This is a genomic window from Gallibacterium sp. ZY190522 (assembly GCF_054166015.1).
The window spans coordinates 1,386,122-1,409,799 of record NZ_CM135118.1 but is presented as its reverse complement, the minus strand read 5'-3'; the positions used below and the strand labels follow the sequence as shown (position 1 = coordinate 1,409,799).

Genomic DNA, 23,678 nt, shown 5'->3' with positions numbered 1-23,678 from the left:
TGTTAATTTGTAACGAAATAAGGCGTTAAGTCAATTTGGTGACAATATTGCATAATATCTTGGTTTCCCGGCAATAATTGTTCCGTATCCTGTAATAAAGTAATGGCATCTGCCAATACACTAATAGGTTTAAATGTAATTTGTTGGCAAACGGAATTTAAAAATTGAGGGAAATCATCAAACGTTTGACTAAGTAACGAAATTACAATCTGTTGTAGATTTTGTTGTCGTAATAGCGTTGCTACTTGAGTAATAGTAATACGCTGATCGTAACATTGAATATGAAAACCGGCTTGAGTGAAAAACGTTTGATATTGGTTAAAATTTTCCAATTGAGAGTTATCCAACTGAAATGTTGTTGGAATCAGCAAAGCTTGCATCGGTTTATCTGGTTTTTGTAGCTGTAAACTACAATGCAACTGTTGTAATTTTTGTATTGACAATAAATACAGCTGTTCTTGTTGCTGTAAGCATAAATAGCCTTGAGGCAATAAGGTTAAGACTTTCAAGTGATCATCATTTTGTTCGGTTCGATTCGATGATGGCATAATAACGTCTGTTTCTGTTGTAGTAGAATGATTACTACTGAGAGATTCAGATGAAATATTTTTGTCTGAATGTGAAGATTGCAGTAATTTCTCATATTGACGATAAGCAGCTTTATCATTTTGAGAGGAATGAGGGATTGCCCAACGGTTTATTGCATTTGTATTAAAAATATTATCTCCAGCGGCTTGTCGATTATTTTTGAATGCCGGAGGAAATGTATTATCTAGGTTGAGAGTTGATTGATAATGAGCATTAGGTTCAGCAATATTTTGCGATTTTTCTGATTCGACAACCATAGCGGTTTTATCGTTTTGTGCAAATAATTCTGTCGTTTGTGCCAATGCATTGGCAACACCTTGTAAAATAAAATCGTGTACTAAGCGTGCCTGATGAAAACGTACTTCGTGTTTAGTAGGGTGAACATTCACATCAACCAAAGTAGGATCGAGATCGAGAAATAAAATAAAAGCAGGATATTGATCAGGCGAAAGATAATCGGCATAGGCCTGGCGAACGGCGTGTAAAATCACTTTGTCTTTCATCATTCTGCCATTGACATAACTGAAGTTAAAATCATTTTGAGAACGGAAAAATCTTGGTTCTGCTACCCAACCTTGTAAGTGCATTTCTTCATATTGCCAATCAATACGTAAAGCGTGTTCGGTAAAGTCAGTACCACAAATTGTCGCAAGACGTTTTAATTGGCTGTTAGTGTCATTTGCTGCTTTATATTGGTGAATCAATTTCCCATTATGGGTTAATGTAAAATGCACTGTCGGTTTTGCTAATGCAATTCTTTTCACCACCTCATCAATATGGGCGAATTCAGTTTTATCGGAACGCAAAAATTTACGGCGTGCGGGGGTATTAAAAAAGAGATTTTCTACCTCAACAGTTGTACCGATTGGATGAGAAGCCGGTTTGATGGTAGTATCCATTTCCTGCCCTTGGGCATAAACTTGCCACGCTTCGGTCTGTTCCGCTGTTCGAGAAGTCAGCGTTAAACGAGAAACGGAACTGATACTAGCTAAGGCTTCACCACGGAAACCTAAACTTAAAATATTTTCCAAATCATCCAAAGTGGCGATTTTGCTAGTAGCGTGGCGTACTAAAGAAAGTTGAATTTCCTCTTTCGCAATGCCATAGCCATTGTCACGAATACGGATCAAACGACTGCCACTTTGTTCTATATCAATTTGGATTTTATCAGCTCCGGCATCAAGACTGTTTTCAATCAATTCTTTGACAACGGAAGCTGGGCGTTCAACCACTTCCCCAGCGGCAATTTGGTTAGCGAGAAGTGGAGGTAGTATTTGAATAGGCATAATTAATTCTCCGTTAATCGTACTTTTTGTCCGACTAAAAGATGATCTGGATTTAATTTAGGATTTAGCTTTAATAGTCTGTTAACAGAAATATTGTAAGTACGTGAAATCTGATATAGCGTCTCATCTTTCCTGACAGTATGGAATGTTGGTAATTTCTCATTTTTGTCTTTATTTTTATTTTGCTGTTGCTTATTGCTGTTTGTATGAGGAGATGTATTTTCAATATTATGGTTGTTGCTTAGATTATTTTTACGATAATCGACTAAGCCGAGGTAAATAGCGTGAGCAATTTGACGGCGATAAGAGAGAGTATTCAGTTTTTGCTCCTCAATCTTATTACTAACAAATCCGGTTTCAACTAATACCGATGGAATATCTGGCGCACGTAGTACACCAAGGCTGGCGTGTTGTGGTTCTTTGCGACTTAATTGAGCAATTTGACCGAAACGGCGTAAAATATTATCACCAAGTTCGTAACCTACCCGTTGCGAATGCCCAAATTGTAAGTCAAGTACGGTTTGCCCTAAATATTTTTCATTATGTGTGGATAGTACATTACCGGCACCGCCCAATAGTTCTGACTGTTTTTCGTGATCTTCAAGCCATTTTCCCATTTCACTGTTGGCCCTACGATTGGATAAAACCCATACGGAAGCTCCTTTTGGCGAAGCACTTGGTGCCGAATCGGCGTGGATAGAAATCAAAAAATTAGCTTTATATTTACGCGCAATATCAGAACGATCCGGCACAGAAATAAAATAATCGCCGGAACGAGTTAAAACTGCTTTAAAGTTTGGATCTCGATCAAGCAATGCTTTTAGCTCTTTAGCAATAGAAAGAGTGATATTTTTTTCTTTGATTTTTAGAATTTTACCAATAGCACCTGGATCTTTACCACCGTGTCCTGGGTCAATGGCTACAATGTATGTAGATGCACGATATGGTGTTGTAGTTGGTGGCGCAAAATTAACACTTGCTTCTTTTCGGTTTGTTTTTGAGGGGATGCTTTTTTTATCATTATTTTTGACAGCAACCGTTTTATTTGTACCGTTCGGATTAGCAATTTTTACTGAAATGGTATTGTTGTTGTGCATAAAAATGGCACGAACACTTTGTTCTAGCCGTAATACAACTCTAAGATTATTTGGACGAGCTGCTTTTGCTTGTTCAATGCTTTGTAGATTAGTGTTATTCTTACGAGGTAAAATGCCACGAACGCTATCACTATTAGAAAAATCTATGATTAAACGATTTGGTTTTTCAAGATAAAAATAACTATATTTTGTTGGAAAACTAAAGCGAAAATCGACTCTGGTTTCTTTATTGTTATTACTGATATTGATCGATTTTAATGTGCCGGCAACGCTCGACAAACTGACGGAAAAACATAGCAGTGTGATTAACCAATAAACAAATAGCGTTAATTTCTTCATCTTATTCTTTAATATCAACAGGTTAGTTATTTACAGTAAAAACAGCAGCCGTTATTTTGCTAGATCTGACTTTAAAGCGCAAATCATTTGAGCAGCGATATTTGAATTTGCAATGAGTGTGATTTGGCGTGCTTGTTCCTGATATTCAATATTGATGAGCAAATCAGGTTGTGGAATTATGTCACCACCTTTTTCTGCCCACTCTAGCAAGCAGAGTGCATTTTCACGAAAATAGTCACGGAAACCGATAAATTCTAACTCTTCCGGATCGCTTAACCGGTACAGATCAAAATGGTAAATGCTCTTTTGTGACAAATGATACTCTTCCACTAAAGCGTAAGTTGGGCTTTTTACATTGCCTTGATAGCCCATTGCTTGAATAATTGATCTCGTTAGGGTAGTTTTACCAGCACCAAGTTGCCCATTAAGATAGATTACAAAATTTTGTGTCGGGGTGAGTAAAAAACGACTTAATTTTTGCCCTAAAGCAATAGTAGCCTCTTCATTCGCAAGAAAAAGAGTTAATGATTCTGCCATAAAAAATCCTACAATCCTGAAAAAAGATAGAAAAGTTGCTTATCATAGCAAAATTATTGAAATCGGATAAATTTTATTTGTTACAAGATTGTAAAAAATAAGCGAAAAGCATAAACTGAGGCGTATGCCTTAATTATCGTAGGATCTTTCATTATGCTTTGTTTCCGCAAATACCCTTCAACTACCGCAATGCAATGTTTTGAAACTGCTGCTAGACATTTAAGTTTTACTAAAGCTGCTCAGGAATTGTATATGACACAAAGTGCCGTTAGCAAACAGGTGGCACAACTGGAAGATTTGTTACAGTTACAACTGTTTGAACGCTCTTCACAAAGTCTTTATCTCACACCAGTTGGTAAAAAGTTTTATATTGAAATTGAAAATATCTTGAAACAAATCGAGCTTTCTACGATTGATGTGATGGCACACGGTGCTGAAACAGAAACGCTTAATCTTGTTTCCCACCCAACATTTTGTGCACGTTGGTTAGTGCCGGCTTTAAAGGAGTTTGGAAAAGCTAATCCTAAGATTCATCTTGATGTTAAAATGTCCGAATTTTTCGGACATTTTTGTGGATAATTGCGCACTAATTATTATAAGGCTAAAACGGTTCTGCCGAATTTGCCATTAATCACTAAGGCGGCGGCTTCATAAAAGGCGAATGCCGCACAAATCAAGCCTTCAATACCGGCAATGGTATGCAATGTTTCGCTATGGAGAAAATTGGCTGCCGCTAATAAGAAAAATAGGATAACCAACGAGCCGAAAACCAGTTTTCCGATAGTGTTGCCGGCTAAAGTGCCAATAAACATCACACAAGAGAGCAATCCCCAAATTAATAAGAAAAAGCCTAGTGATGTTGAATTGACGGCGGTTAATCCAGCTAGAGGCGCGACCCAAATGAAAACAAGTGCTAACCAAAATGCGCCATAGGAACAGAAAGCAGTAAAGCCAAAAGTGTTACCTTTTTTCCACTCCATAATTCCTGCAATAAATTGCGCCAATCCGCCATAAAAAATCCCCATACTCATAATCATTACATCGAGCTGGTAGAAACCGGCATTATGCAGATTTAGAAGGAAGGTCGTCATCGCAAAACCAAATAAACCAAGCGGTGTAGGATTTGCTGTTTGATCTTTAAGTATGCGTTCCATATTGGATCTCCTATAGTGGTTAAAAATTGATCTGATATTAACAGTTAAGAAATGATTTTGAAATATTTTTTTAATAAAAGATTGTTTTTTAGGAGTGAAAAAAGGGGAGCGAATATCTCCCCTTTTGATAGATGAATTTAAAAAATTTTGTCTATTATGACATCAATGCTGAAATATATTTCAACATCACGCCGGCAGCAATTGCTGAACCGATAACTCCGGCAACATTCGGCCCCATTGCGTGCATTAGTAAGAAGTTTTGTTTATCCGCTTCTAAACCTAATTTATTGGCAACGCGTGCTGCCATTGGTACTGCCGAAACGCCGGCAGCGCCAATTAATGGATTTAATGGGGTTTTACTGAAGCGATTCATCAATTTGCCCATTAAAACACCGCTAGCAGTACCGATACAGAATGCAATCACTCCCAATGCAAGAATACCAAGTGTTTGAGGTTGTAAGAATTTATCAGCAACCAGCTTGGCTCCAACGGAAAGCCCCAAGAAAATTGTTACGGTATTAATTAATGCATTTTGTGCTGTGTCACTTAGACGTTCTACAACGCCACTTTCACGCATTAAATTTCCGAAACAGAACATCCCCAACAACGGCGCAGCATCTGGAAGTAATAGCGCAACTAACAGTAATAAGATGATAGGGAATAGAATTTTTTCCCTTTTGCTGACCGGACGTAATTGCACCATACGAATTTTTCGTTCTTGTTCAGAAGTTAATGCTCGCATAATTGGCGGTTGGATTAGTGGCACCAAAGCCATATAAGAGTATGCGGCAACGGCAATTGCTCCCAGTAACTCTGGTGCTAATTTGCTGGCTAAATAGATTGCAGTCGGTCCATCCGCCCCACCGATAATTCCGATGGCTGCTGATTGCGGTAAAGTAAATTCAATAATGCCGAAATAGTTTAATGCTAATGCACCCAGAACGGTGGCAAAAATACCGAATTGTGCTGCTGCACCAAGTAACAATGTTTTAGGATTAGCAATCAATGGACCGAAATCGGTCATTGCCCCGACTCCCATAAAGATAATCAACGGAGCGACACCAGAGTGGATAGCAACGTGATAAAACTGTGCCAAAACGCCCGGCGTGTAACCTAAATCGGTTGCCAAACTTTCCAACTCTTCTTGTACGGAAGGCAGTGCAGTGGCTAATGCCGCTTTAATAGAAGCCGGATCACTGGCACTGCCGAGTTTAGCGGCAACAAGTGTTAATTGATCGGCAATACCTTGATGTAATAAATTATCTAAAGCCGTCATTGCTAGACCGGCTTCGGGAATGTTGGATAATAATCCACCAAAACCGATTGGCAGCAATAACAGCGGTTCAAACTGACGGGCAATCGCTAACCAGATTAAGAGTAGGCTGACCGCCATCATTATGGCTTGACCAAGGCTGAGGTGCCATAACCCCATACCTTGTATTAATGCAACAAAACTTTCCATATTGATGTCCCTAGACTAATGTCATTAGCGTATCACCAACGGCGACCATATCGCCTGCTTTGATTTTAATGCCCTGTACGGTACCAGCTTTGGCAGCACAGATTTGAGTTTCCATTTTCATCGCTTCAAGTACAAGCAACACATCATCTTGTGCTACCTGTTGTCCTTCTGTAACAACGACTTTAACAATTGATCCTGCCATTGGTGCGTTTACTGGTTCGCCTTGAGAGGATGATGAAGCTGGTGTAGCCGGAGCAGCAGGTGAGGCAATAGGTGTTGGTATTGGCGTAGGAGTAGGAGTAGGAGTAGGAGTTTGCGGTTGGCTGGCTGTAATTTGATCAATGTTGCCGCCGTTGCTGACTTTCACTACGAAGGCTTTGCCTTCAAGTTCAACGGTATAAATCGCAGATTCTGCAGTAGCCGGTTTAACCTCTGCTTTAACTGCGGCTTTTTCAACAGGTTTACCGGTTGGTTCAGGTTCAAATGCCGCTGGATTATTACGATTTTCAAGGAACTTCCAACCGACTTGAGGGAATAATGCAACAATAAGCACATCATCAATTTCATCTTTTGCCAGTTGAATTCCTTTTTCTGCCGCCTGTTGTTTTACTTCTGTGATTAACTTATCCATTTCCGGTGCAATATGGTCTGCTGGACGGTCGGTAATTGGCTGTTTTCCTTCTAAAACACGGGCTTGAAGTTCGGCATTAACTGGCGCCGGTGTTTTGCCATATTCGCCTTTTAGAATGCCGGCGGTTTCTTTGGCGATATTTTTATAACGTTCGCCCATTAAAACATTGATCACTGATTGAGTGCCGACAATTTGAGAAGTTGGTGTTACCAGTGGAATATAGCCTAAATCTTTGCGTACTTGTGGAATTTCTTTTAATACAAGATCCAATTTATCAGAGGCATTTTGTTGTTTTAATTGGCTTTCCAAGTTGGTCAACATTCCACCTGGAACCTGTGCGACTAAAATTCGGCTATCAACGCCTTTTAATTGACCTTCAAAAGCGACATATTTTTTACGAATCTCACGGAAATAAGCTGCAATTTTTTCAATTTTATGTAGATCAAGCCCGGTGTCGTAAGGCGTATTTTGTAATGTGGCAACCATTGACTCTGTAGCCGGATGACCATAAGTTCCACTCATTGAAGAAATGGAAGTGTCGATACCGTCAACCCCGGCTTCAATTGCCTTTAATTGAGCCATTTCTGCCATACCGGTTGTAGAGTGGCAGTGTAAATGCAAGCGAACATCAAACCGTTTTTTGATTGTACTGACCAGTTCATAAGCCGCCATTGGCGTTAAAATACCTGACATATCCTTGATAACAAGAGAATCAATACCGATTTCAAGCAATTGCTCAGTAGTATCCAACCAGGTTTCCAAAGTATGAACCGGACTGGTAGTGTAGCTCAATGTACCTTGTGCGTGACCACCATTTTTTCGCACAGCGGTCAATGCTTGTTTCATATTACGAGGATCGTTCATCGCATCGAAAACGCGGAATACGCTCATTCCGTTGGCGACGGCGCGTTCAACAAAGCGATCGACCACATCATCGGCATAATGACGATAACCAAGAATATTTTGACCGCGTAAAAGCATTTGCAAAGGCGTTTTTGGCATTGCTTTTTTCAATTCACGCAAACGAACCCAAGGATCTTCGCCTAAAAAACGGATACAGGCATCAAAAGTAGCACCACCCCAAGCTTCTAAAGACCAATAGCCGACTTCATCCAACTCAGCGGCAATTGGTAACATATCTTTTAAACGTAAACGAGTGGCGAATAAAGATTGATGAGCATCGCGTAAAACGACATCGGTAATTGCGATTTTTTTAGCTTGTACTGTCATAATTTAGTTCCTTACTTGATTCCTTGTTGACGACGATGGTGCGCTATTGCAGCAATGATGATCGGGCGCAACCGTTCGATATCATCTGTTGTTTTTGGTGCTGAAATTTGAGAGTTCTCAGTGGATGTAGTTGCAAGTGGAGGAGGGGAAAAGCGATTAATCATATTGGACATTAGGCTAATTAGAAAGATCAGTAAAATAAGAAAACCGATCACGAAGCCCATACCGGAAAACATAAGATTTACGCCTTCCATCAAGAGTTCCAGTTTAGTCATAAACAACTCCTTACACTGATTTCAAGTCTGTCAATTATTACTAAAAAGAGAGGGAAGAAAATGCTCTTCCCATTTTTAGTGAGTGGTGATCTTAGCTTAAGATGCTAAGTTTAGAATTTGTAAAATACTTTATAACAGTCAAATTGAGTTTGCATAAAAATTTTTGCAATTCTGTGAAGTGGATCAAAAGAAATTTTGTTATTGGCACTTTATTTCTGCTTCACAAGAGATTAACTGAATAATCCTCCAATGTATTTAGATAAAGTGATTGCACTTAAAATTGCCATTAAAATAACAACGATAGCACCTGATATTGTCATCCAGATTGGATGTTTATAGTTGCCAACAATTTTTGTTTTGTGTGCGGCTAATAAAATTAACCCCAACGATATAGGTAGAATTAAACCGTTTAATGTTCCGACAAAAACTAAAACTTGCGCAGGTTTACCTACTGTTGCTAATACGGCTGTTGATATAACTATAAAGGCAATAATCCAGTAGTTTTTATGTTTTTCAATTGCTGGTGAAAAACTGGTAATGAATGAAACTGATGTATAAGCAGCCCCGATAACAGATGTAATGGATGCGGCCCAAATCACGATACCGAAGATAATCAGCCCTACATTACCGGCAACGTGAGAAAATGGAGTGGAAGCTGGATTGGCGGGGTTTAGTTTAACGCCTAAGGAAACAACACCAAGCACTGCCAAAAAGAGTACGACACGCATAATAGAGGCGATTAAAATAGCAGAAACAGAACTTTTACTGACTTCTTTTAATGAATCTTGTCCTTTGATGCCGGCATCAAGTAATCTGTGCGCACCGGCAAAAGTGATATACCCACCAACTGTTCCCCCAACAAGAGTAACGATAGCGATAACATCAATTTTTTCTGGGATAAATGTGTGTATGGCAGCATCTGCTAATGGAGGCTGTGCATTGACGGCAACATAAATAGTGAGTGCAATCATCACAAACCCCATTAATTGTGCAAATCGATCCATTATTTTCCCAGCCTCTTTAAATAAGAAAATACCTACCGCAATTGCACCACTGATGATAGCTCCTACTTCGGGTTCAAGCCCAGTTAAAATATTTAAACCGAGACCGGCACCACCAACGTTTCCTATGTTAAAAGCTAATCCTCCCATCACTATCAGAACAGCAAGGAAATAACCTGCGCCTGGTAGTACTTGATTAGCAATATCTTGAGCTTTCTTTTCTGAAACGGCAACGATTCGCCAAATATTAAGTTGAGCTCCAATATCTAATAGAATGGAAAGTAGAATAACAAAGCCGAAACTGGCTAATAACGATTGAGTAAAGGTGGCAGTTTGTGTGAGAAATCCCGGTCCGATAGCAGAGGTTGCCATTAAAAAAGCGGCACCGAGTAATGCGCTACGATTTTTTATCATAGGTACTCCTTTTTATATGATTAAATTAATTAGGGGTTAAATGAATTTGGTGTTCAATTAATGCCTTACGAATTTTTTCAGCAAATAAAATTGCGTGTTCTCCATCTCCGTGTAAACAGATACTGTCCGCTTGGATAGAAACATCTTTCCCATCAACAGTTTTCACCGAACCTTGTAAGACCATTTGTAGAACTTGGCTAATTGCTTCGTCATCATTATCTACTAATGCATTTGCTTGAGAACGTGGTACTAAGGAACCGTCAGCTAAATAATGACGATCTGCAAACACTTCTGAAATAATGCCCAAGCCGTGCTGCTGTGCGACTTTTAACATTAAACTGCCGGATAAACCCATCAGTTTAAGTGAAGGATCAAATTGCTTAATCGTTAGCGCAATTAATGTTGCCAACGATTCATCTTTAGCTGCTTGATTGTATAACGCACCGTGAGGCTTAACATAGGATAGTGAAACACCTTCGGCATCACATAAGGCTTTGACGGCACCGAGTTGGTATAGCAAACAGGCTTTTAGCTTTTCATCGGGTAACTGCATATTGGTGCGTCCAAAATTTTCTCTATCAGGAAAACTGGGATGTGCACCGATACGCACATTGTTTTCTTTAGCCCATCGAATTGCTTTATGCATTTCATTAAAATCACCGGCGTGTAGTCCGCAGGCAATATTAGCGGAAGTGACTAACTGCAATAAGTGTTGATCGTTACTACAGCCTTCGGCGAGATCAACATTCAAATCAACGTGTTTCATTTATAACTCTCCGTATATTGTTGAGATAATTCTGATTTTTTTGATAAATTTCTAATGCGTATTGTCGTGAAGTTAATTGGAAATAGATCTCGCTACCAAAAGGGTTTTGAGCTAAACGTCCAAGATCAGCTTGAATAACACAACCCAATTTAGGGTAACCTCCAGTAGTTTGTGTATCTGCCATTAAAATTATCGGTTGACCGTCCGGTGGTACTTGTATTGTCCCCATTGGTGCGGCATAAGAAAGCATTTCGAGTGTACTTTTTAATTTCAAAGGTTGTTCGCCGTAGAAACGGTAGCCCATACGGTTACTGTTTGCTGCTAATTTCCACGCTTGTTCTGTAAAACTTTGCTGACTTTCTGTGGTAAAAGAATCAAATTCAGAGGAAGTAATCACATAAATATGGTTAGTAAAAGAAATAGGCTCGATACCGATAGATGATAATGTTTGGTCGCGTTTTACCGTAGGAATATGATCACCTGCTTTTAATAAACGACCGCAATAACCGCCAAAAGCTGCCTTGATATCTGTACTGTAAGAATCCAATACTTTAGGTATTAAAAAACCACCAGCGACACAGAGATAAGCATAATTTCCTTGTGTGATACGTTTAATTGTTAAGCGTTGTCTAGCTTTGGCAGTATAACGCCAATAGGAGTAGATTGGTGTATCATCAAGATTAGCTTCACATAATGCACCAGTGATACAAAATGGGGTATCACAATCGAAAGTAATGCTTAGTCCCCCTAGTGTAATTTCAATTGCAGGAGTATTTTCTTCATTATGTAATAAAATATTTCCTGCTTGTAATGCAAGTGTATCCATTGCGCCTGCGTGACCAATCCCGAAATTGCGATATCCGAAACGTCCTAAATCTTGAATGTGAGCAAATGCATTGATATTTTCAATATAAATCATAGATGAATACTCTCTGCAACGAAACGAACATTATCTCCGGCTTGCAATAGCACCGGCGGTGTTTTTTCAATATTAAAAAGTGGCATTTCCGTTCTGCCGATAAGTTGCCATCCACCCGGTGAAGTAAACGGATAGACGCCGGTTTGACTACCACCGATGCCGACTGAACCTGCTGGCACTTTGGTGCGAGGTTGACTGCGTCTTGGGGTGTGTAGATTTTCAGGTAGACCGCCTAAATAAGGGAAACCGGGTTGAAAGCCCATCATAAATACGGTGTAAGTAGCTGCAGTGTGGCGACGAATAATCTCTTGTGGTGTGGTTTGATGAAAGTGAGCAACATCAAAAAGATCCTCGCCAAATTCTCCGCCGTAATGTACCGGGATTTCGATTAATCGTGTTTGTGGTTGCGATTGTTGATGTTCAGTTTGTTGCCATAACTGTAGCAGTTGTTGTTCCAATATTTGACTATTGAGATCAAATTGATAGTAGAGGGTGAAGTTATTCATCCCGACAACAACCTCTTCCACGCCCGGAAGCTGACGTGCCAAGTCGGCGATAAGCCAAATACGCTGTTGTTTACTTAATTCTGCCGGAGGCGGTAATAAGACAAGTAATGAATGTTCGCTAGTATAGGAAAATGTAATCATTAGTGATAACTCCCGTTAAAAAACAGTTAAGTTTTTAAAGGTAATTGCAACAGCTGTCAAATAAAAAAAGAGAATCTAGAGTAGCAAAAATCAGAAATGTGATCTTACTCTCAAATTGTTAAATACATTTTGATAAAAATAAAAAAATTGGAGCGGGAAACGAGGCTCGAACTCGCGACCCCGACCTTGGCAAGGTCGTGCTCTACCAACTGAGCTATTCCCGCATTATAGAAAAATAGGAGGAAAAATGGAGCGGGAAACGAGGCTCGAACTCGCGACCCCGACCTTGGCAAGGTCGTGCTCTACCAACTGAGCTATTCCCGCATAACGGTAGTGCATTATACGAATATTTTTCGTCAGTGCAACTACCGAACAAGAAAATCTGATGATTTATCAAGCAGTCGATTAATCAAGATTGATAAAGTGTTGGCGATAGTACGCTAATTCAGCAATAGATTCGCGAATATCATCCAATGCTAAATGTGAATTTTTCTTTTTAAAGCCCGATAAAATTTCCGGTTTCCAACGGGCAGCCAATTCTTTCAATGTACTAACATCAAGATAGCGATAATGAAAATAATCGGCTAAGTCGGGCATATAGTTAAAAATGAAACGTTTATCTTGTGCAACGCTGTTACCGCAAATTGGTGAAGCTCCTTTGGGTACCCATTTTTTCAGAAAATCAATAGTTTGTAATTCAGCAGCACGTTCTGTTAATTTACTTTGTCGAACTCGTTCAATTAAGCCGTTTGCATTATGTGTTTTTTGGCACCATTCATTCATTCCAGCCAAAACTTTATCATCTTGTTTGATTGCTAATACTGGGCCTTCTGCAAGAATATTCAAGTTTTTATCAGTAATAATAGTAGCTATTTCAATGATCCTGTCTTTATTAGGATCAAGTCCTGTCATTTCTAAATCAATCCAGATGAGATTTTGTTTATCTAATTGCATATATCGGGTATCCTTTATTCTAATTTTGTGCAACATTTTACGCTATTTTTATAAAAACGATAAGGAGCGAAATTGAGTAAACGTAAGCTGACGTACAATCAACAACGGCGAATAGCCTCTAATCAGCATAGAAATTTGCATAAACATCAACAACAATTAAAACAGCAAGATACTTGGAGTGAGGATATGTTGGGGGCGGTGGAAGAGGGTGTTGTTGTGACACGTTATTCGCAACACGCTGATGTAGAAAATATCCAAGGAGAAAAGTTTCGCTGTAATTTACGTCGAACGTTGGCTGATATTGTGGTCGGTGATCGAGTTATTTGGCGCAAAGGCTTACAGGAAATGGATGGTATTAGCGGTGTGATTGAAGCAAAACACCCACGCCAAAGTGAGTTGACTCGTCCGGATTATTACGATGGCTTAAAGGTTATTGCCGCCAATATTGATCAAATCGCTATCGTTTCAGCTATTATGCCAAAATTGTCATTAAATATTATTGACCGCTATTTAGTGATTTGTGAAAAGGCAAATATTACACCTATTATCATCGTTAATAAGGTGGATTTGTTAGATGATGAACAACGTGACAAAGTAAAAAATTTACTGATGATTTATCAGAAAATAGGCTATCAAACCTTAATGTTGTCCACTTTAACGGGAGAAGGGATGAATGAACTGACAACATTATTATCGCAGGGAAACTCTATTTTTGTTGGGCAATCAGGTGTTGGAAAGTCCAGCTTGGTGAATGCTATTCTCCCAGAAATTAAAACGGAAGTGGGGGAAGTCAGTGAATCTTCTGGTTTAGGACAGCATACGACGACAGCATCAACGCTTTACCATTTACCACAAGGTGGCAATTTGATCGATTCACCCGGTATTCGTGAATTCGGGTTGTGGCATTTAGAAACTGATGATATTACTCGTGGTTATCGAGAATTTTTACCTTATTTGGGGACTTGTAAGTTTAAAGACTGTAAGCATCTTCAAGATCCGGGATGCTCAATAAGAGAGGCGGTAGAAGAAGGCGTGATTGATCCTATACGTTTGGAAAATTATCACCGTTTAATTGCAGCCAAAAATGAAACAAAATCCCAACGACATTTTAGTAGCGCTAAGATGAGAAAAGAAAAAAGTATTTGATTTCTGTTTAAATATTCGGCAATTGGGTTATTTTTTCTTAAAATTATTTAATAAAAATACGTAATTTTGTGCGGTAACGCAAATTTTCGAGGATTTATACTTGATTCTTAGCGAAGAATGTCGATACTAGCGATGACATTTATTTTATAAAATAAAATAAATATTGAAAAAATGTTGCTATTCTACATTTTGCGTTGCAGTTAAACGATAAAGTGTAGTTATTTTTTATTTAACCATCTATGAGATTTAAGGAGAGAAAAATGTATTCTCAAGAAATTACCATCACTGCGCCAAATGGTTTACACACTCGTCCAGCTGCTCAATTTGTAAAAGAAGCCAAAGGTTTCTCATCAGATATTACCGTGACTTCAGGCGGTAAAAGTGCAAGTGCAAAGAGTTTGTTTAAATTACAAACCTTAGGGTTAACTCAAGGTACTACAATCACTATCTCTGCAGAAGGTGAAGATGAAGTTGCGGCGGTTGATCATCTTGTCGCATTAATTCCGACTTTAGAATAATTTATTCCGAAGTTATCATTCTGTTCTGTTTAGTGATTTTAAAGAAGGTTATATTATGATTTCAGGTATTTTAGCTTCCCCAGGCATTGTTTTTGGTAAAGCCTTAGTATTGAAAGAGGAACAAATTGTTCTTGATAAACGTAAAATTTCCGATGATGAAGTGGAAAGCGAAGTTGCTCGATTCTACAGAGGTAGAGAAGCGGCGTCAGCACAGTTAACTGCAATCAAGGAAAAGGCACGTCAAACTTTAGGTGAAGAAAAAGAAGCCATTTTTGAAGGTCATTTAATGATCTTGGAAGATGAGGAGTTGGAAGAAGAAATCGTAGCCTATTTAAAAGAACATAAAGTAACAGCGGATGTTGCGGCTTCTGTCATTATTGATCAGCAAGTCGCAATGCTTTCTGATATCGATGATGAATATCTTAAAGAGCGTGCTGGAGATATTCGTGATATTGGAAATCGTTTGTTGAAAAATATTTTAGGTATGAACATTATAGATTTGGGTGAAATTTCGGAAGAATCTATTTTAGTAGCATATGATCTTACTCCATCAGAAACTGCACAGCTTAATTTAGATAAAGTGCTTGGTTTTATTACTGATATTGGAGGAAGAACATCCCATACCTCTATTATGGCACGTTCTTTAGAATTACCTGCAATTGTCGGTACAAATGATGTTACTTCACGCATTAATACCGGTGATTATGTTGTACTTGATGCAATTAATAATGCTGTTTATGTTAATCCTACAGAAGAAGAAATAAGCCATTTACGAGCATTAGAACAAAAATATAAAGAAGAAAAAGCGGAATTAATTAAATTAAAAGATTTGCCAGCAGTTACGTTAGATGGTCGTCAAGTTGATGTTTGTGCCAATATTGGGACAATTCGTGATATTGATGGAGCAGAACGTAATGGTGCGGAAGGTGTTGGTTTATATCGTACAGAATTTTTATTTATGGATCGTGATCAGCTACCAAGCGAAGAAGAGCAATTCCAAGCATATAAAGCGGTGGTGGAAGCGATGAAAAACCGTTTAGTTATTTTACGTACAATGGATATTGGTGGCGATAAAGATTTGCCTTATATGAATTTGCCGAAAGAGATGAACCCTTTCTTAGGTTGGCGCGCTATCCGTATTGCGTTGGATCGTCGAGAAATTTTAATTGCTCAGTTAAGAGCGGTTTTACGTGCTTCAGCATTTGGTAAATTAGCTGTAATGTTTCCAATGATCATTTCCGTTGAGGAAGTGCGGGAATTGAAAGCGGTATTGGAAACATTAAAACAACAGTTACGTGAAGAAGGTAAAGATTTTGATGAAAATATTCAAGTTGGCGTAATGGTTGAAACACCGTCAGCAGCTGTTAATGCTAAATTCTTAGCGAAAGAAGTTGATTTCTTTAGTATCGGAACAAATGACTTAACACAATATACATTAGCAGTGGATCGTGGTAATGAATTGATTTCTCATCTTTATAATCCATTGACTCCTTCAGTATTATCATTAATCAAACAGGTGATTGATGCTTCACACGCGGAAGGAAAATGGACAGGAATGTGCGGTGAATTAGCCGGGGATGAAAAAGCAACCATACTATTGCTTGGTATGGGCTTGGATGAGTTCAGTATGAGTGCAATTTCTGTGCCGAAAATTAAGAAATTAATCCGTAATGTGAATTATCAGGATGCACAGGATCTTGCAAAAGAAGTTTTACAGCAGCCTACAGCAGAAGATATTGAACAACTTATTTCTAATTTTTTAGCTGAAAAAGCATTAAATTAGATACAAATATAAAATTTTCCGCTAATATTAAGCACAGCTTGAGCTTAGAAATGATTCTGATAAGGAGAAGAAAATGGGTTTATTCGATAAACTATTCGGTTCTAAAGAAAATAAATCTGTTGAAGTGCAGATTTATGCACCGTTAACAGGTGAAATTGTTAATATTGAAGATGTTCCAGATGTTGTATTTTCTGAGAAAATCGTAGGCGATGGAGTTGCAATTCGTCCTACCGGCAATAAAATTGTAGCACCGGTTGATGGTGTTATCGGTAAGATTTTTGAAACTAATCACGCTTTCTCAATGGAGTCAAAAGAAGGTGTTGAATTATTTGTCCACTTTGGTATTGATACGGTAGAACTAAAAGGTGAAGGTTTTAATCGTGTTGCACAAGAAGGACAAACTGTGAAACGTGGTGATACAGTAATCGAATTAGATCTTGAATTATTGGAAGCAAAGGCAAAATCAGTATTAACTCCAATTGTTATCTCTAATATGGATGAAGTGACACATATGGAGAAAAAATCTGGTGAAGCAGTTGCCGGAGAATCTGTTGTATTAGTAATTAGAAAATAATTGCTGTCATCATCAAAGATTAAAAAACCACATTGTTTTAGACAATGTGGTTTTTGTTTTTAGGTTTATGCCCAATATTTTTTCTTAGATGTTTTACCGATACCCGGATTGAAACTATTTGTCGGATCTAACTGTTGATAGAATTTTTTCAAAGTCGGTTTGGCATGATAAAGATGCCCAACGTTGTGTTCTGCCGGATATTGCGCACCGCGTTGATCCAGTAATACCAACATTTCTTCTTCTAGCTGCTGAGTATCCACACCTTTTTTAATGATGTAATCCTGATGGAAAACGTGGCACATAAAGTGTCCATAATAGAGTTTATGGATACATTTTTGATTAATGTTGTCCGGTAAGGTTTCAAACCATTCTCTGTCATTACGGCGTAAAGCAACATCCAGTGCGACAATATCTTCCACTTGTTGGTGGTGAATAATGCGATAACGCACCGCTGCGCCGGCAACTGCAAAACGGTGTAGCATTGCTGCTTGTGCCTCTTGTGGATTGCATTCAAAAAATGCACCGCTCTTATTCGAGAAATAGTCTTGTAAAAAGTTTCTGGCTTCATTAATACCGTTATTTGCCATTTTTAAAATCAAATGATGTTCATATTGATTACGATAATCACGCAGTTTTTGCGGTAAATGTTGTGGTAATAGATGGCTTGCAAGTTGCATTAATTTATCGGAGATATTTTCCGGTAAAAACGGGATTTTGCGACAAAAACGATCAACATTATTCTTTAATTTAAATAATTTAGGTAAGTTGTTAGTGCCAAGAATTTTAATTGCCCAGAATGTGTCTTTGCCATAGATTGCTGCAACATCAAATGCCTCGCGATGAATATATTCACCTGAAATTGGCAACTGTTTAAATTCAGCTAAAATGGTGCGACGAATATCATTTAGTTCGTGAATATCATTAGTACCGATATAGAAAACCTGTGTATTTTTTTCTAATGGGAAAGTATCTACCCGAACCGCGAAAACCATCAATTTACCGGCGCAGCCGGAGGCCTCATATAAACGGTTAGGATCGGCATTAAAGCGTGCCGGCGTGTCTTCATCAACTTGACGTACGTGATCGCAATAGTGGTGATCGTGTCCGACACCGACATCATTATGAATATCTTGCGCTGTATAATCTTGATTTTCTAAACGGGTTAAAATTTCTTCAGGTGAAGAGCCTAAATCAACGCCTAGATGGTTGACCAATTTTAATTCTCCTTGCTGATCAATTTGTGCAAAGAGTGCCATTTGTGTATAAGCCGGTCCACGCTGAACCAAAGAACCGCCGGAATTATTGCAAATACCGCCTAATACAGATGCGCCTAAACAGGACGAACCAATCACGGAGTGTGCCTCTCTGCCGTGTTTAGCTAACTCTTGTTCCAACTTAAATAAGGTGCTTCCCGGTAAGCAAATTACTTGTTCGGCATTGTTAATAGTTTGAATTTTATCTAAACGCATTGTGTTGACGATCACAATATCTCTATCATAATCGTTGCCGTCAGGGGTAGAGCCGCCGGTTAATCCGGTATTGGCAGCTTGTGTTATCACAATTACATCGGCAGCAACACAGGCTTGTAAAATTTGCCACTGTTCTAACAGCGAACCAGGTAAAGCAACAGCAATCGCTTTTCCTTCTCCGAACCGGAATCCTTGTCGATAAGGTAAGGTTTTTGTTTCATCGGTAAGTAAGTGTGGTTTGCCAACGATCTGTTGCAGTTTTTGAATGAGAGATTGCTTATTGTTCATAAAACACTCCTTTGTTTATCAGTAGGAAAAATAAATTTTAGAAATGTTAAATTTGTTAAAACCCAGTGATTATAGCGCCACTAGGGTATAACAGCTATCTTTTTTAAAGCAGGAAAAAACATTTTACAAGTTAGTAAAAAACAATGAAAAATAGCAATAAAGTACAATATATTGTGTTTGCATTATAAAAAATATCTATATATAGTATCTTCCGATTTTAAAAAGGAGATTGCTATGTTTACTTATTCCTCTCAACAACAACTTAATTCCGTAAATTATCGAGATCTATCTGTTTTACCGATTGTGATTAAACGTGACGGCTCTAAAGCACAGTTTGATTCCCAATTTATCTTAAATGCGATGAAAAACGCTGCACAGGCGGTCAATATTGAGGATGACAGCTATTTTGAACAACTTAGTCAGGAAATTAGTTTTGAAATTCTGAATGGGGTGAATCAACAGATTGATATTGCTGATATTCAACAGCGGGTTGAAAACCATTTAATGCAAAGCCGGTATCCGCAAGTGGCGCGTGCTTATATTGAATATCGTCACGATAGAGATAAAGAACGTGAAAAGAGAAGCCGATTAACGCAAGAAATTGAAGGGCTGATTGAACAAAATAATGTGTTGCTAATAAATGAAAATGCTAATAAAGATGCAAAAGTGATTCCGACACAACGAGATTTATTGGCTGGTATTGTTGCACGTCATTATGCAAAAAGTTATTTGTTGCCAAAAGAGGTAGTACAAGCTCACGAACGTGGTGAAATTCATTACCACGATTTGGATTATGCACCGTTTTTCCCAATGTTTAACTGTATGTTGGTTGATTTGCAAGGTATGTTAACTAAAGGTTTTAAAATGGGCAATGCTGAAATTGAACCGCCTAAATCAATTACGACTGCAACAGCAGTTACAGCTCAGATTATAGCTCAAGTGGCGAGCCATATTTACGGTGGAACAACCATCGATCGCTTGGATGAAGTGTTAGCGCCTTATGTTGAAAAAAGTTACCAAAAACATCTGCATAATGCGGAAGTGTGGCATATTCCTGATCGGGAGGGGTATGCAAAAGCTTTAATTGAAAAAGAGTGTTTTGATGCATTTCAATCTTTGGAGTATGAAGTCAACACGTTGCATACCGCTAATGGACAAACTCCGTTTGTTACCTTCGGTTTAGGGCTGGGGACAAGTTGGCAGGCAAAATTAATTCAACGTTCGATTTTGCAGAATCGTATTTTTGGTTTAGGAAAAAATCACAAAACTGCTGTATTTCCGAAATTGGTTTTTACGATTAAACGCGGTTTAAATCAACAACCACAAGATCCGAATTATGATATTAAACGGTTGGCATTGGAATGTGCGTCTAAAAGAATGTATCCGGATATTCTTAATTATGATCAGGTGGTGAAAGTGACAGGTTCATTTAAAGCACCGATGGGCTGTCGTAGTTTCTTAGGTCGTTATGTTGAGAATGGTAAGGAAATTCACGCCGGACGTAATAATCTTGGTGTGGTGAGCATTAATTTACCGCGTATTGCGTTGGAGGCTCAACACGATGAACAACGTTTTTATCATATTTTAGATCAGCGTTTAGCGATTGCTAAACAAGCCTTATTAACCCGAATTGCACGCTTGGAACAAACCAAGGCAAGAGTAGCACCGATTCTCTATATGGAGGGCGCTTGCGGAGTGAGATTGAAAGCAGATGACAATGTTGCAGACATCTTTAAGCAGGGCAGAGCTTCAATTTCACTCGGTTATATCGGTATTCACGAAACGATCAATGCGTTATATGGACAAGGTCATATTTTTGATTCTGACAAATTACGGGAAAAAGGTCTGGCAATTGTGCGTTATCTCAGCGAAGCAACCAAAAAATGGCAGGCGGAAACCGGCTATGCTTTCAGTTTATATTCAACACCAAGTGAGAGCCTGTGTGATCGTTTTTGTCGTTTGGACAGCAAGCAGTTCGGCGTTGTTGAAGGGGTAACCGACAAAGGTTATTACACCAACAGTTTCCATTTGGATGTTGAGAAAAAAGTGAATCCTTACGATAAATTGGATTTTGAAATGGTGTATCCGCCTTTAGCGAGCGGCGGTTTTATCTGCTATGGAGAGTATCCGAATTTGCAACATAACCTAAAAGCTTTGGAGGATGTCTGGGATTATAGTTATGACCGAGTGCCTTATTATGGTACTAACACACCTATTGATGAGTGTTATGAATGTGGGTTTACTGGTGAATTTGAATGTACCAGTAAAGGATTTGTTTGCCCTAAATGTGGTAATCACGATAGTGCTAAAGTGTCGGTTATTCGCCGGGTATGCGGTTATTTGGGTAGCCCAGATGCTAGACCATTTAATCCTGGAAAACAGGAAGAGGTGAAAAGACGGGTTAAACATTTATAAGGTTTGAAAATGAATTATTTACAATATTATCCTGTTGATGTCGTTAATGGTGAAGGAACTCGTTGTACACTGTTCGTTGCCGGTTGTACTCACCAGTGTCGAGGCTGTTATAACCAAAAAAGTTGGTCGTTTGATGCCGGTGTGCCTTTTACCGATGCTATGGAAGAACAGATTATTCGGGATTTACAGGATACACGTATTCGTCGTCAGGGGCTATCGCTCTCCGGCGGCGATCCGCTACATCCGCGAAATGTTGAAAGACTGTTGCCATTAGTGAAACGCATTAAAACGGAGTGCAAAGGCAAAGATATTTGGTGTTGGACAGGGTATCGTTTAGACGAATTAAATCAACAACAGCGAGAAATGTTACATTATATTGATGTTTTGATTGATGGTAAATTTATACAAGAACAGGCAGACCCAAGTTTAGTTTGGAGAGGTTCTACTAATCAGGTTATCTATCGGTTTAACATTTAGATTACTTTTTAGACTAAAATTTATACCTATTTTTAGTTATTGTTGCTAAAAATTTCATCATATAAAGCATATTGTTGTGATATTAATCACATCTTTACAGAAATTTTTAACAATAAGTTAAGGCTTTTGCTAGAATTCGTCCGTTTTAAATAACTATTGTTAAAGGTGAAATTATGTTGTGGTTCATTATTGCTGTTGCTTTATTAATAGCTGGCTATTTTATTTATGGATCTATCGTAGAGAAAGTTTTTAAGATTAATCCTAAACGCGAAACGCCAGCACATTTAATGGCAGATGGTGTTGACTATGTTCCTATGTCTAAAGGCAAAATTTGGTTAATTCAATTATTAAATATTGCAGGGACTGGACCAATTTTTGGACCAATACTTGGTGCATTATACGGGCCAGTAGCAATGTTATGGATTGTTTTTGGTTGTATTTTTGCTGGAGCAGTACACGATTATTTTAGTGGTATGTTGAGTGTGCGTAATGGTGGTGCTTCCGTGCCTAATTTAGCCGGTAAATATTTAGGACAACCAGCCAAACATTTTATGAATATTTTGGCACTGCTATTGTTGGTATTAGTTGGGGTAGTATTTGTTACTTCACCTGCTAATTTATTGACTAACCTTACAGTTAATGAATTACCACGTTTCTTTGATGTTTCTTTTGATAAAAGTTCAACTTTAGCTATTTGGACATTAATTATTTTTGCCTACTATATTGTAGCCACACTTGTGCCGGTAGATAAAATTATTGGTCGAATCTACCCATTATTCGGTGCTTTATTGTTATTTATGTCTGCAGGAATGTTCATTGCATTATTAGTTGAAGGCAAACCTTTGTTCCATTCCTTTGGCGGAGATATATCATTAACGGATTTCTTTAAAAATCTTAATCCATCAGGTTTACCACTTTGGCCATTATTATTTGTAACTATTGCTTGCGGTGCAGTTTCAGGTTTCCACGCTACACAATCACCATTAATGGCGCGTTGTATGGAAAACGAAAAAGAAGGAAGGTTTGTATTCTATGGTGCGATGATCGGTGAGGGTATTATTGCTCTTATTTGGTGTGCAGTAGGTTTAACTTTCTATGATAGCCCTGAATTAATGAATGAAGCGATTAAAGCTGGAACACCGGCACAAGTAGTTTATGAATCAGCAACAACTATGCTAGGTATGTTTGGTGGTTTCTTAGCAGTACTTGGTGTGGTAGTGTTGCCAATTACTTCTGGGGATACTTCATTCCGTGCAGCTCGATTAATTATCGCTGAATTTTTCAAAATGGATCAGCGCCATTTAGTTAAACGATTAATTATTGCTATTCCATTATTCGTTATAGGATTCATTATCTCTAAAGTAGATTTCCAAGTGATTTGGCGTTATTTTGGTTGGGCAAACCAAACTACGGCAATGGTGATGTTATGGACAGCTGGGGCATATCTCTATCGTTATAAGAAATTTCATTGGATTTGTACTATACCGGCTATATTTATGACAATGGTTTCGGCAACTTATTTAGCATATGCGAAAATTGGCTTTGGCTTAGATTATACTGTGGCAGTATGGTTAGGTGTTGCTATGACAGTAATAGCTGTTGTTGCTTTCTTCTTGTTATTAAAACCAATTGCTAATGGAGATCCCGATTCAGAGGTTACCTCTGCTTAATTATTGATTTTAATTAATTGATTATGCAAAATAGCCAT

20 protein-coding genes, 2 tRNA genes and 2 pseudogenes are annotated in these 23,678 nt (G+C 38.4%); 8 read left to right on the top strand and 16 right to left on the bottom strand.

Translation table 11 applies throughout. The annotated features are described in order from the left end of the window. Window positions 1-2: 2 nt before the first annotated feature. From mutL to tsaE, 4 genes and pseudogenes are all read right to left on the bottom strand, one after another. Window positions 3-1,874, bottom strand: coding sequence for a DNA mismatch repair endonuclease MutL (gene mutL, locus ACXPAV_RS06905; protein WP_458003064.1), 1,872 nt, complete (start codon window positions 1,872-1,874; stop codon window positions 3-5). A gap of 242 nt (window positions 1,875-2,116) precedes the next feature. After that, window positions 2,117-2,800: pseudogene (locus ACXPAV_RS06900) on the bottom strand (N-acetylmuramoyl-L-alanine amidase); the annotation flags it as partial. A gap of 192 nt (window positions 2,801-2,992) precedes the next feature. Then, window positions 2,993-3,310 (bottom strand): annotated as a pseudogene (locus ACXPAV_RS06895) (AMIN domain-containing protein); the annotation flags it as partial. 51 nt (window positions 3,311-3,361) lie between these two features. Further along, a complete protein-coding gene (tsaE, locus tag ACXPAV_RS06890; protein ID WP_458003063.1) occupies window positions 3,362-3,847 on the bottom strand; it encodes a tRNA (adenosine(37)-N6)-threonylcarbamoyltransferase complex ATPase subunit type 1 TsaE in 486 nt (161 codons plus the stop codon). A 153-nt stretch (window positions 3,848-4,000) separates the two neighbouring features. Here tsaE and ACXPAV_RS06885 point away from each other — a divergent pair, with 153 nt between their 5' ends. Continuing rightward, the gene (locus ACXPAV_RS06885) at window positions 4,001-4,426 is read left to right on the top strand and encodes a LysR family transcriptional regulator (protein WP_234702181.1); all 426 of its coding nucleotides are present in this window, start codon (window positions 4,001-4,003) and stop codon (window positions 4,424-4,426) included. Window positions 4,427-4,440: 14 nt separating this feature from the next. Here the strand turns inward: ACXPAV_RS06885 and ACXPAV_RS06880 are convergent, their stop codons facing one another. From ACXPAV_RS06880 to orn, 11 genes are all read right to left on the bottom strand, one after another. Beyond that, window positions 4,441-5,001 (bottom strand): acetate uptake transporter, encoded by a 561-nt coding sequence (locus tag ACXPAV_RS06880; RefSeq protein WP_039136497.1) that lies wholly within the window; start codon window positions 4,999-5,001, stop codon window positions 4,441-4,443. Window positions 5,002-5,155: 154 nt separating this feature from the next. Further along, window positions 5,156-6,463 carry a sodium ion-translocating decarboxylase subunit beta gene (locus ACXPAV_RS06875; protein WP_458003062.1) on the bottom strand — a complete coding sequence of 436 codons (1,308 nt, stop codon included), beginning with the start codon at window positions 6,461-6,463 and terminating at the stop codon, window positions 5,156-5,158. A 10-nt stretch (window positions 6,464-6,473) separates the two neighbouring features. Continuing rightward, on the bottom strand, window positions 6,474-8,324 hold the full coding sequence (gene oadA, locus ACXPAV_RS06870) for a sodium-extruding oxaloacetate decarboxylase subunit alpha (RefSeq protein ID WP_458003061.1): 1,851 nt from the start codon (window positions 8,322-8,324) through the stop codon (window positions 6,474-6,476). An 11-nt stretch (window positions 8,325-8,335) separates the two neighbouring features. Beyond that, on the bottom strand, window positions 8,336-8,599 hold the full coding sequence (locus tag ACXPAV_RS06865) for an oxaloacetate decarboxylase subunit gamma (RefSeq protein ID WP_458003060.1): 264 nt from the start codon (window positions 8,597-8,599) through the stop codon (window positions 8,336-8,338). Between the two features lie 230 nt (window positions 8,600-8,829). Next, window positions 8,830-10,014: an NRAMP family divalent metal transporter gene (locus ACXPAV_RS06860; protein ID WP_458003059.1), complete on the bottom strand. Its 1,185-nt coding sequence runs from the start codon at window positions 10,012-10,014 to the stop codon at window positions 8,830-8,832. Between the two features lie 25 nt (window positions 10,015-10,039). After that, a complete protein-coding gene (gene pxpA / locus ACXPAV_RS06855; protein WP_458003058.1) occupies window positions 10,040-10,780 on the bottom strand; it encodes a 5-oxoprolinase subunit PxpA in 741 nt (246 codons plus the stop codon). Beyond that, on the bottom strand, window positions 10,767-11,699 hold the full coding sequence (locus tag ACXPAV_RS06850; RefSeq protein WP_458003057.1) for a 5-oxoprolinase subunit C family protein: 933 nt from the start codon (window positions 11,697-11,699) through the stop codon (window positions 10,767-10,769). The genes pxpA and ACXPAV_RS06850 overlap by 14 nt, the downstream gene beginning before the upstream one ends. Continuing rightward, window positions 11,696-12,346 carry a 5-oxoprolinase subunit PxpB gene (gene pxpB / locus ACXPAV_RS06845; RefSeq protein ID WP_458003056.1) on the bottom strand — a complete coding sequence of 217 codons (651 nt, stop codon included), beginning with the start codon at window positions 12,344-12,346 and terminating at the stop codon, window positions 11,696-11,698. Before pxpB ends, ACXPAV_RS06850 begins: the two co-directional genes overlap by 4 nt. 148 nt (window positions 12,347-12,494) lie before the next feature. Then, window positions 12,495-12,570, bottom strand: a tRNA-Gly gene (locus ACXPAV_RS06840). Window positions 12,571-12,594: 24 nt separating this feature from the next. Further along, a tRNA-Gly gene (locus ACXPAV_RS06835) sits at window positions 12,595-12,670 on the bottom strand. 81 nt (window positions 12,671-12,751) lie between these two features. After that, window positions 12,752-13,300 (bottom strand): oligoribonuclease, encoded by a 549-nt coding sequence (gene orn / locus ACXPAV_RS06830; protein WP_065230529.1) that lies wholly within the window; start codon window positions 13,298-13,300, stop codon window positions 12,752-12,754. Between the two features lie 72 nt (window positions 13,301-13,372). Between orn and rsgA the strand changes: the two genes are divergently transcribed. The 4 genes from rsgA (at window position 13,373) to crr (ending at window position 17,321) form a co-directional block, all read left to right on the top strand. Further along, window positions 13,373-14,446 carry a small ribosomal subunit biogenesis GTPase RsgA gene (rsgA, locus tag ACXPAV_RS06825; RefSeq protein ID WP_039136469.1) on the top strand — a complete coding sequence of 358 codons (1,074 nt, stop codon included), beginning with the start codon at window positions 13,373-13,375 and terminating at the stop codon, window positions 14,444-14,446. Window positions 14,447-14,706: 260 nt separating this feature from the next. Then, entirely contained in the window at window positions 14,707-14,964 is a 258-nt protein-coding gene (gene ptsH, locus ACXPAV_RS06820) for a phosphocarrier protein Hpr (RefSeq protein ID WP_013746754.1), read from the top strand. Window positions 14,965-15,019: 55 nt separating this feature from the next. After that, window positions 15,020-16,747: a phosphoenolpyruvate-protein phosphotransferase PtsI gene (gene ptsI, locus ACXPAV_RS06815; RefSeq protein ID WP_039136466.1), complete on the top strand. Its 1,728-nt coding sequence runs from the start codon at window positions 15,020-15,022 to the stop codon at window positions 16,745-16,747. Window positions 16,748-16,820: 73 nt separating this feature from the next. Next, window positions 16,821-17,321, top strand: coding sequence for a PTS glucose transporter subunit IIA (gene crr / locus ACXPAV_RS06810; protein ID WP_039136462.1), 501 nt, complete (start codon window positions 16,821-16,823; stop codon window positions 17,319-17,321). A gap of 65 nt (window positions 17,322-17,386) precedes the next feature. Here the strand turns inward: crr and dld are convergent, their stop codons facing one another. Then, a complete protein-coding gene (dld, locus tag ACXPAV_RS06805; RefSeq protein WP_458003055.1) occupies window positions 17,387-19,078 on the bottom strand; it encodes a D-lactate dehydrogenase in 1,692 nt (563 codons plus the stop codon). Window positions 19,079-19,312: 234 nt separating this feature from the next. On the opposite strand from dld, the gene nrdD reads away from it, so the two are divergent. The 3 genes from nrdD to ACXPAV_RS06790 all read left to right on the top strand — a co-directional run bounded on the left by nrdD (window position 19,313) and on the right by ACXPAV_RS06790 (window position 23,640). After that, the gene (nrdD, locus tag ACXPAV_RS06800) at window positions 19,313-21,493 is read left to right on the top strand and encodes an anaerobic ribonucleoside-triphosphate reductase (RefSeq protein ID WP_458003054.1); all 2,181 of its coding nucleotides are present in this window, start codon (window positions 19,313-19,315) and stop codon (window positions 21,491-21,493) included. A 9-nt stretch (window positions 21,494-21,502) separates the two neighbouring features. After that, a complete protein-coding gene (gene nrdG, locus ACXPAV_RS06795) occupies window positions 21,503-21,970 on the top strand; it encodes an anaerobic ribonucleoside-triphosphate reductase-activating protein (protein WP_458003053.1) in 468 nt (155 codons plus the stop codon). A gap of 173 nt (window positions 21,971-22,143) precedes the next feature. Beyond that, window positions 22,144-23,640, top strand: coding sequence for a carbon starvation CstA family protein (locus ACXPAV_RS06790; protein ID WP_039174082.1), 1,497 nt, complete (start codon window positions 22,144-22,146; stop codon window positions 23,638-23,640). The last annotated feature ends 38 nt before the right edge of the window (window positions 23,641-23,678 follow it).

Excerpts from the sequence above, each read along its gene's own strand:
- mutL (WP_458003064.1), bottom strand. The coding sequence starts at position 1,874 with ATGCCTATTCAAATACTACCTCCACTTCTCGCTAACCAAATTGCCGCT.
- tsaE (WP_458003063.1), bottom strand. The coding sequence starts at position 3,847 with ATGGCAGAATCATTAACTCTTTTTCTTGCGAATGAAGAGGCTACTATT.
- ACXPAV_RS06885 (WP_234702181.1), top strand. The coding sequence starts at position 4,001 with ATGCTTTGTTTCCGCAAATACCCTTCAACTACCGCAATGCAATGTTTT.
- ACXPAV_RS06880 (WP_039136497.1), bottom strand. The coding sequence starts at position 5,001 with ATGGAACGCATACTTAAAGATCAAACAGCAAATCCTACACCGCTTGGT.
- ACXPAV_RS06875 (WP_458003062.1), bottom strand. The coding sequence starts at position 6,463 with ATGGAAAGTTTTGTTGCATTAATACAAGGTATGGGGTTATGGCACCTC.
- oadA (WP_458003061.1), bottom strand. The coding sequence starts at position 8,324 with ATGACAGTACAAGCTAAAAAAATCGCAATTACCGATGTCGTTTTACGC.
- ACXPAV_RS06865 (WP_458003060.1), bottom strand. The coding sequence starts at position 8,599 with ATGACTAAACTGGAACTCTTGATGGAAGGCGTAAATCTTATGTTTTCC.
- ACXPAV_RS06860 (WP_458003059.1), bottom strand. The coding sequence starts at position 10,014 with ATGATAAAAAATCGTAGCGCATTACTCGGTGCCGCTTTTTTAATGGCA.
- pxpA (WP_458003058.1), bottom strand. The coding sequence starts at position 10,780 with ATGAAACACGTTGATTTGAATGTTGATCTCGCCGAAGGCTGTAGTAAC.
- ACXPAV_RS06850 (WP_458003057.1), bottom strand. The coding sequence starts at position 11,699 with ATGATTTATATTGAAAATATCAATGCATTTGCTCACATTCAAGATTTA.
- pxpB (WP_458003056.1), bottom strand. The coding sequence starts at position 12,346 with ATGATTACATTTTCCTATACTAGCGAACATTCATTACTTGTCTTATTA.
- orn (WP_065230529.1), bottom strand. The coding sequence starts at position 13,300 with ATGCAATTAGATAAACAAAATCTCATCTGGATTGATTTAGAAATGACA.
- ptsH (WP_013746754.1), top strand. The coding sequence starts at position 14,707 with ATGTATTCTCAAGAAATTACCATCACTGCGCCAAATGGTTTACACACT.
- ptsI (WP_039136466.1), top strand. The coding sequence starts at position 15,020 with ATGATTTCAGGTATTTTAGCTTCCCCAGGCATTGTTTTTGGTAAAGCC.
- crr (WP_039136462.1), top strand. The coding sequence starts at position 16,821 with ATGGGTTTATTCGATAAACTATTCGGTTCTAAAGAAAATAAATCTGTT.
- dld (WP_458003055.1), bottom strand. The coding sequence starts at position 19,078 with ATGAACAATAAGCAATCTCTCATTCAAAAACTGCAACAGATCGTTGGC.
- nrdD (WP_458003054.1), top strand. The coding sequence starts at position 19,313 with ATGTTTACTTATTCCTCTCAACAACAACTTAATTCCGTAAATTATCGA.
- nrdG (WP_458003053.1), top strand. The coding sequence starts at position 21,503 with ATGAATTATTTACAATATTATCCTGTTGATGTCGTTAATGGTGAAGGA.
- ACXPAV_RS06790 (WP_039174082.1), top strand. The coding sequence starts at position 22,144 with ATGTTGTGGTTCATTATTGCTGTTGCTTTATTAATAGCTGGCTATTTT.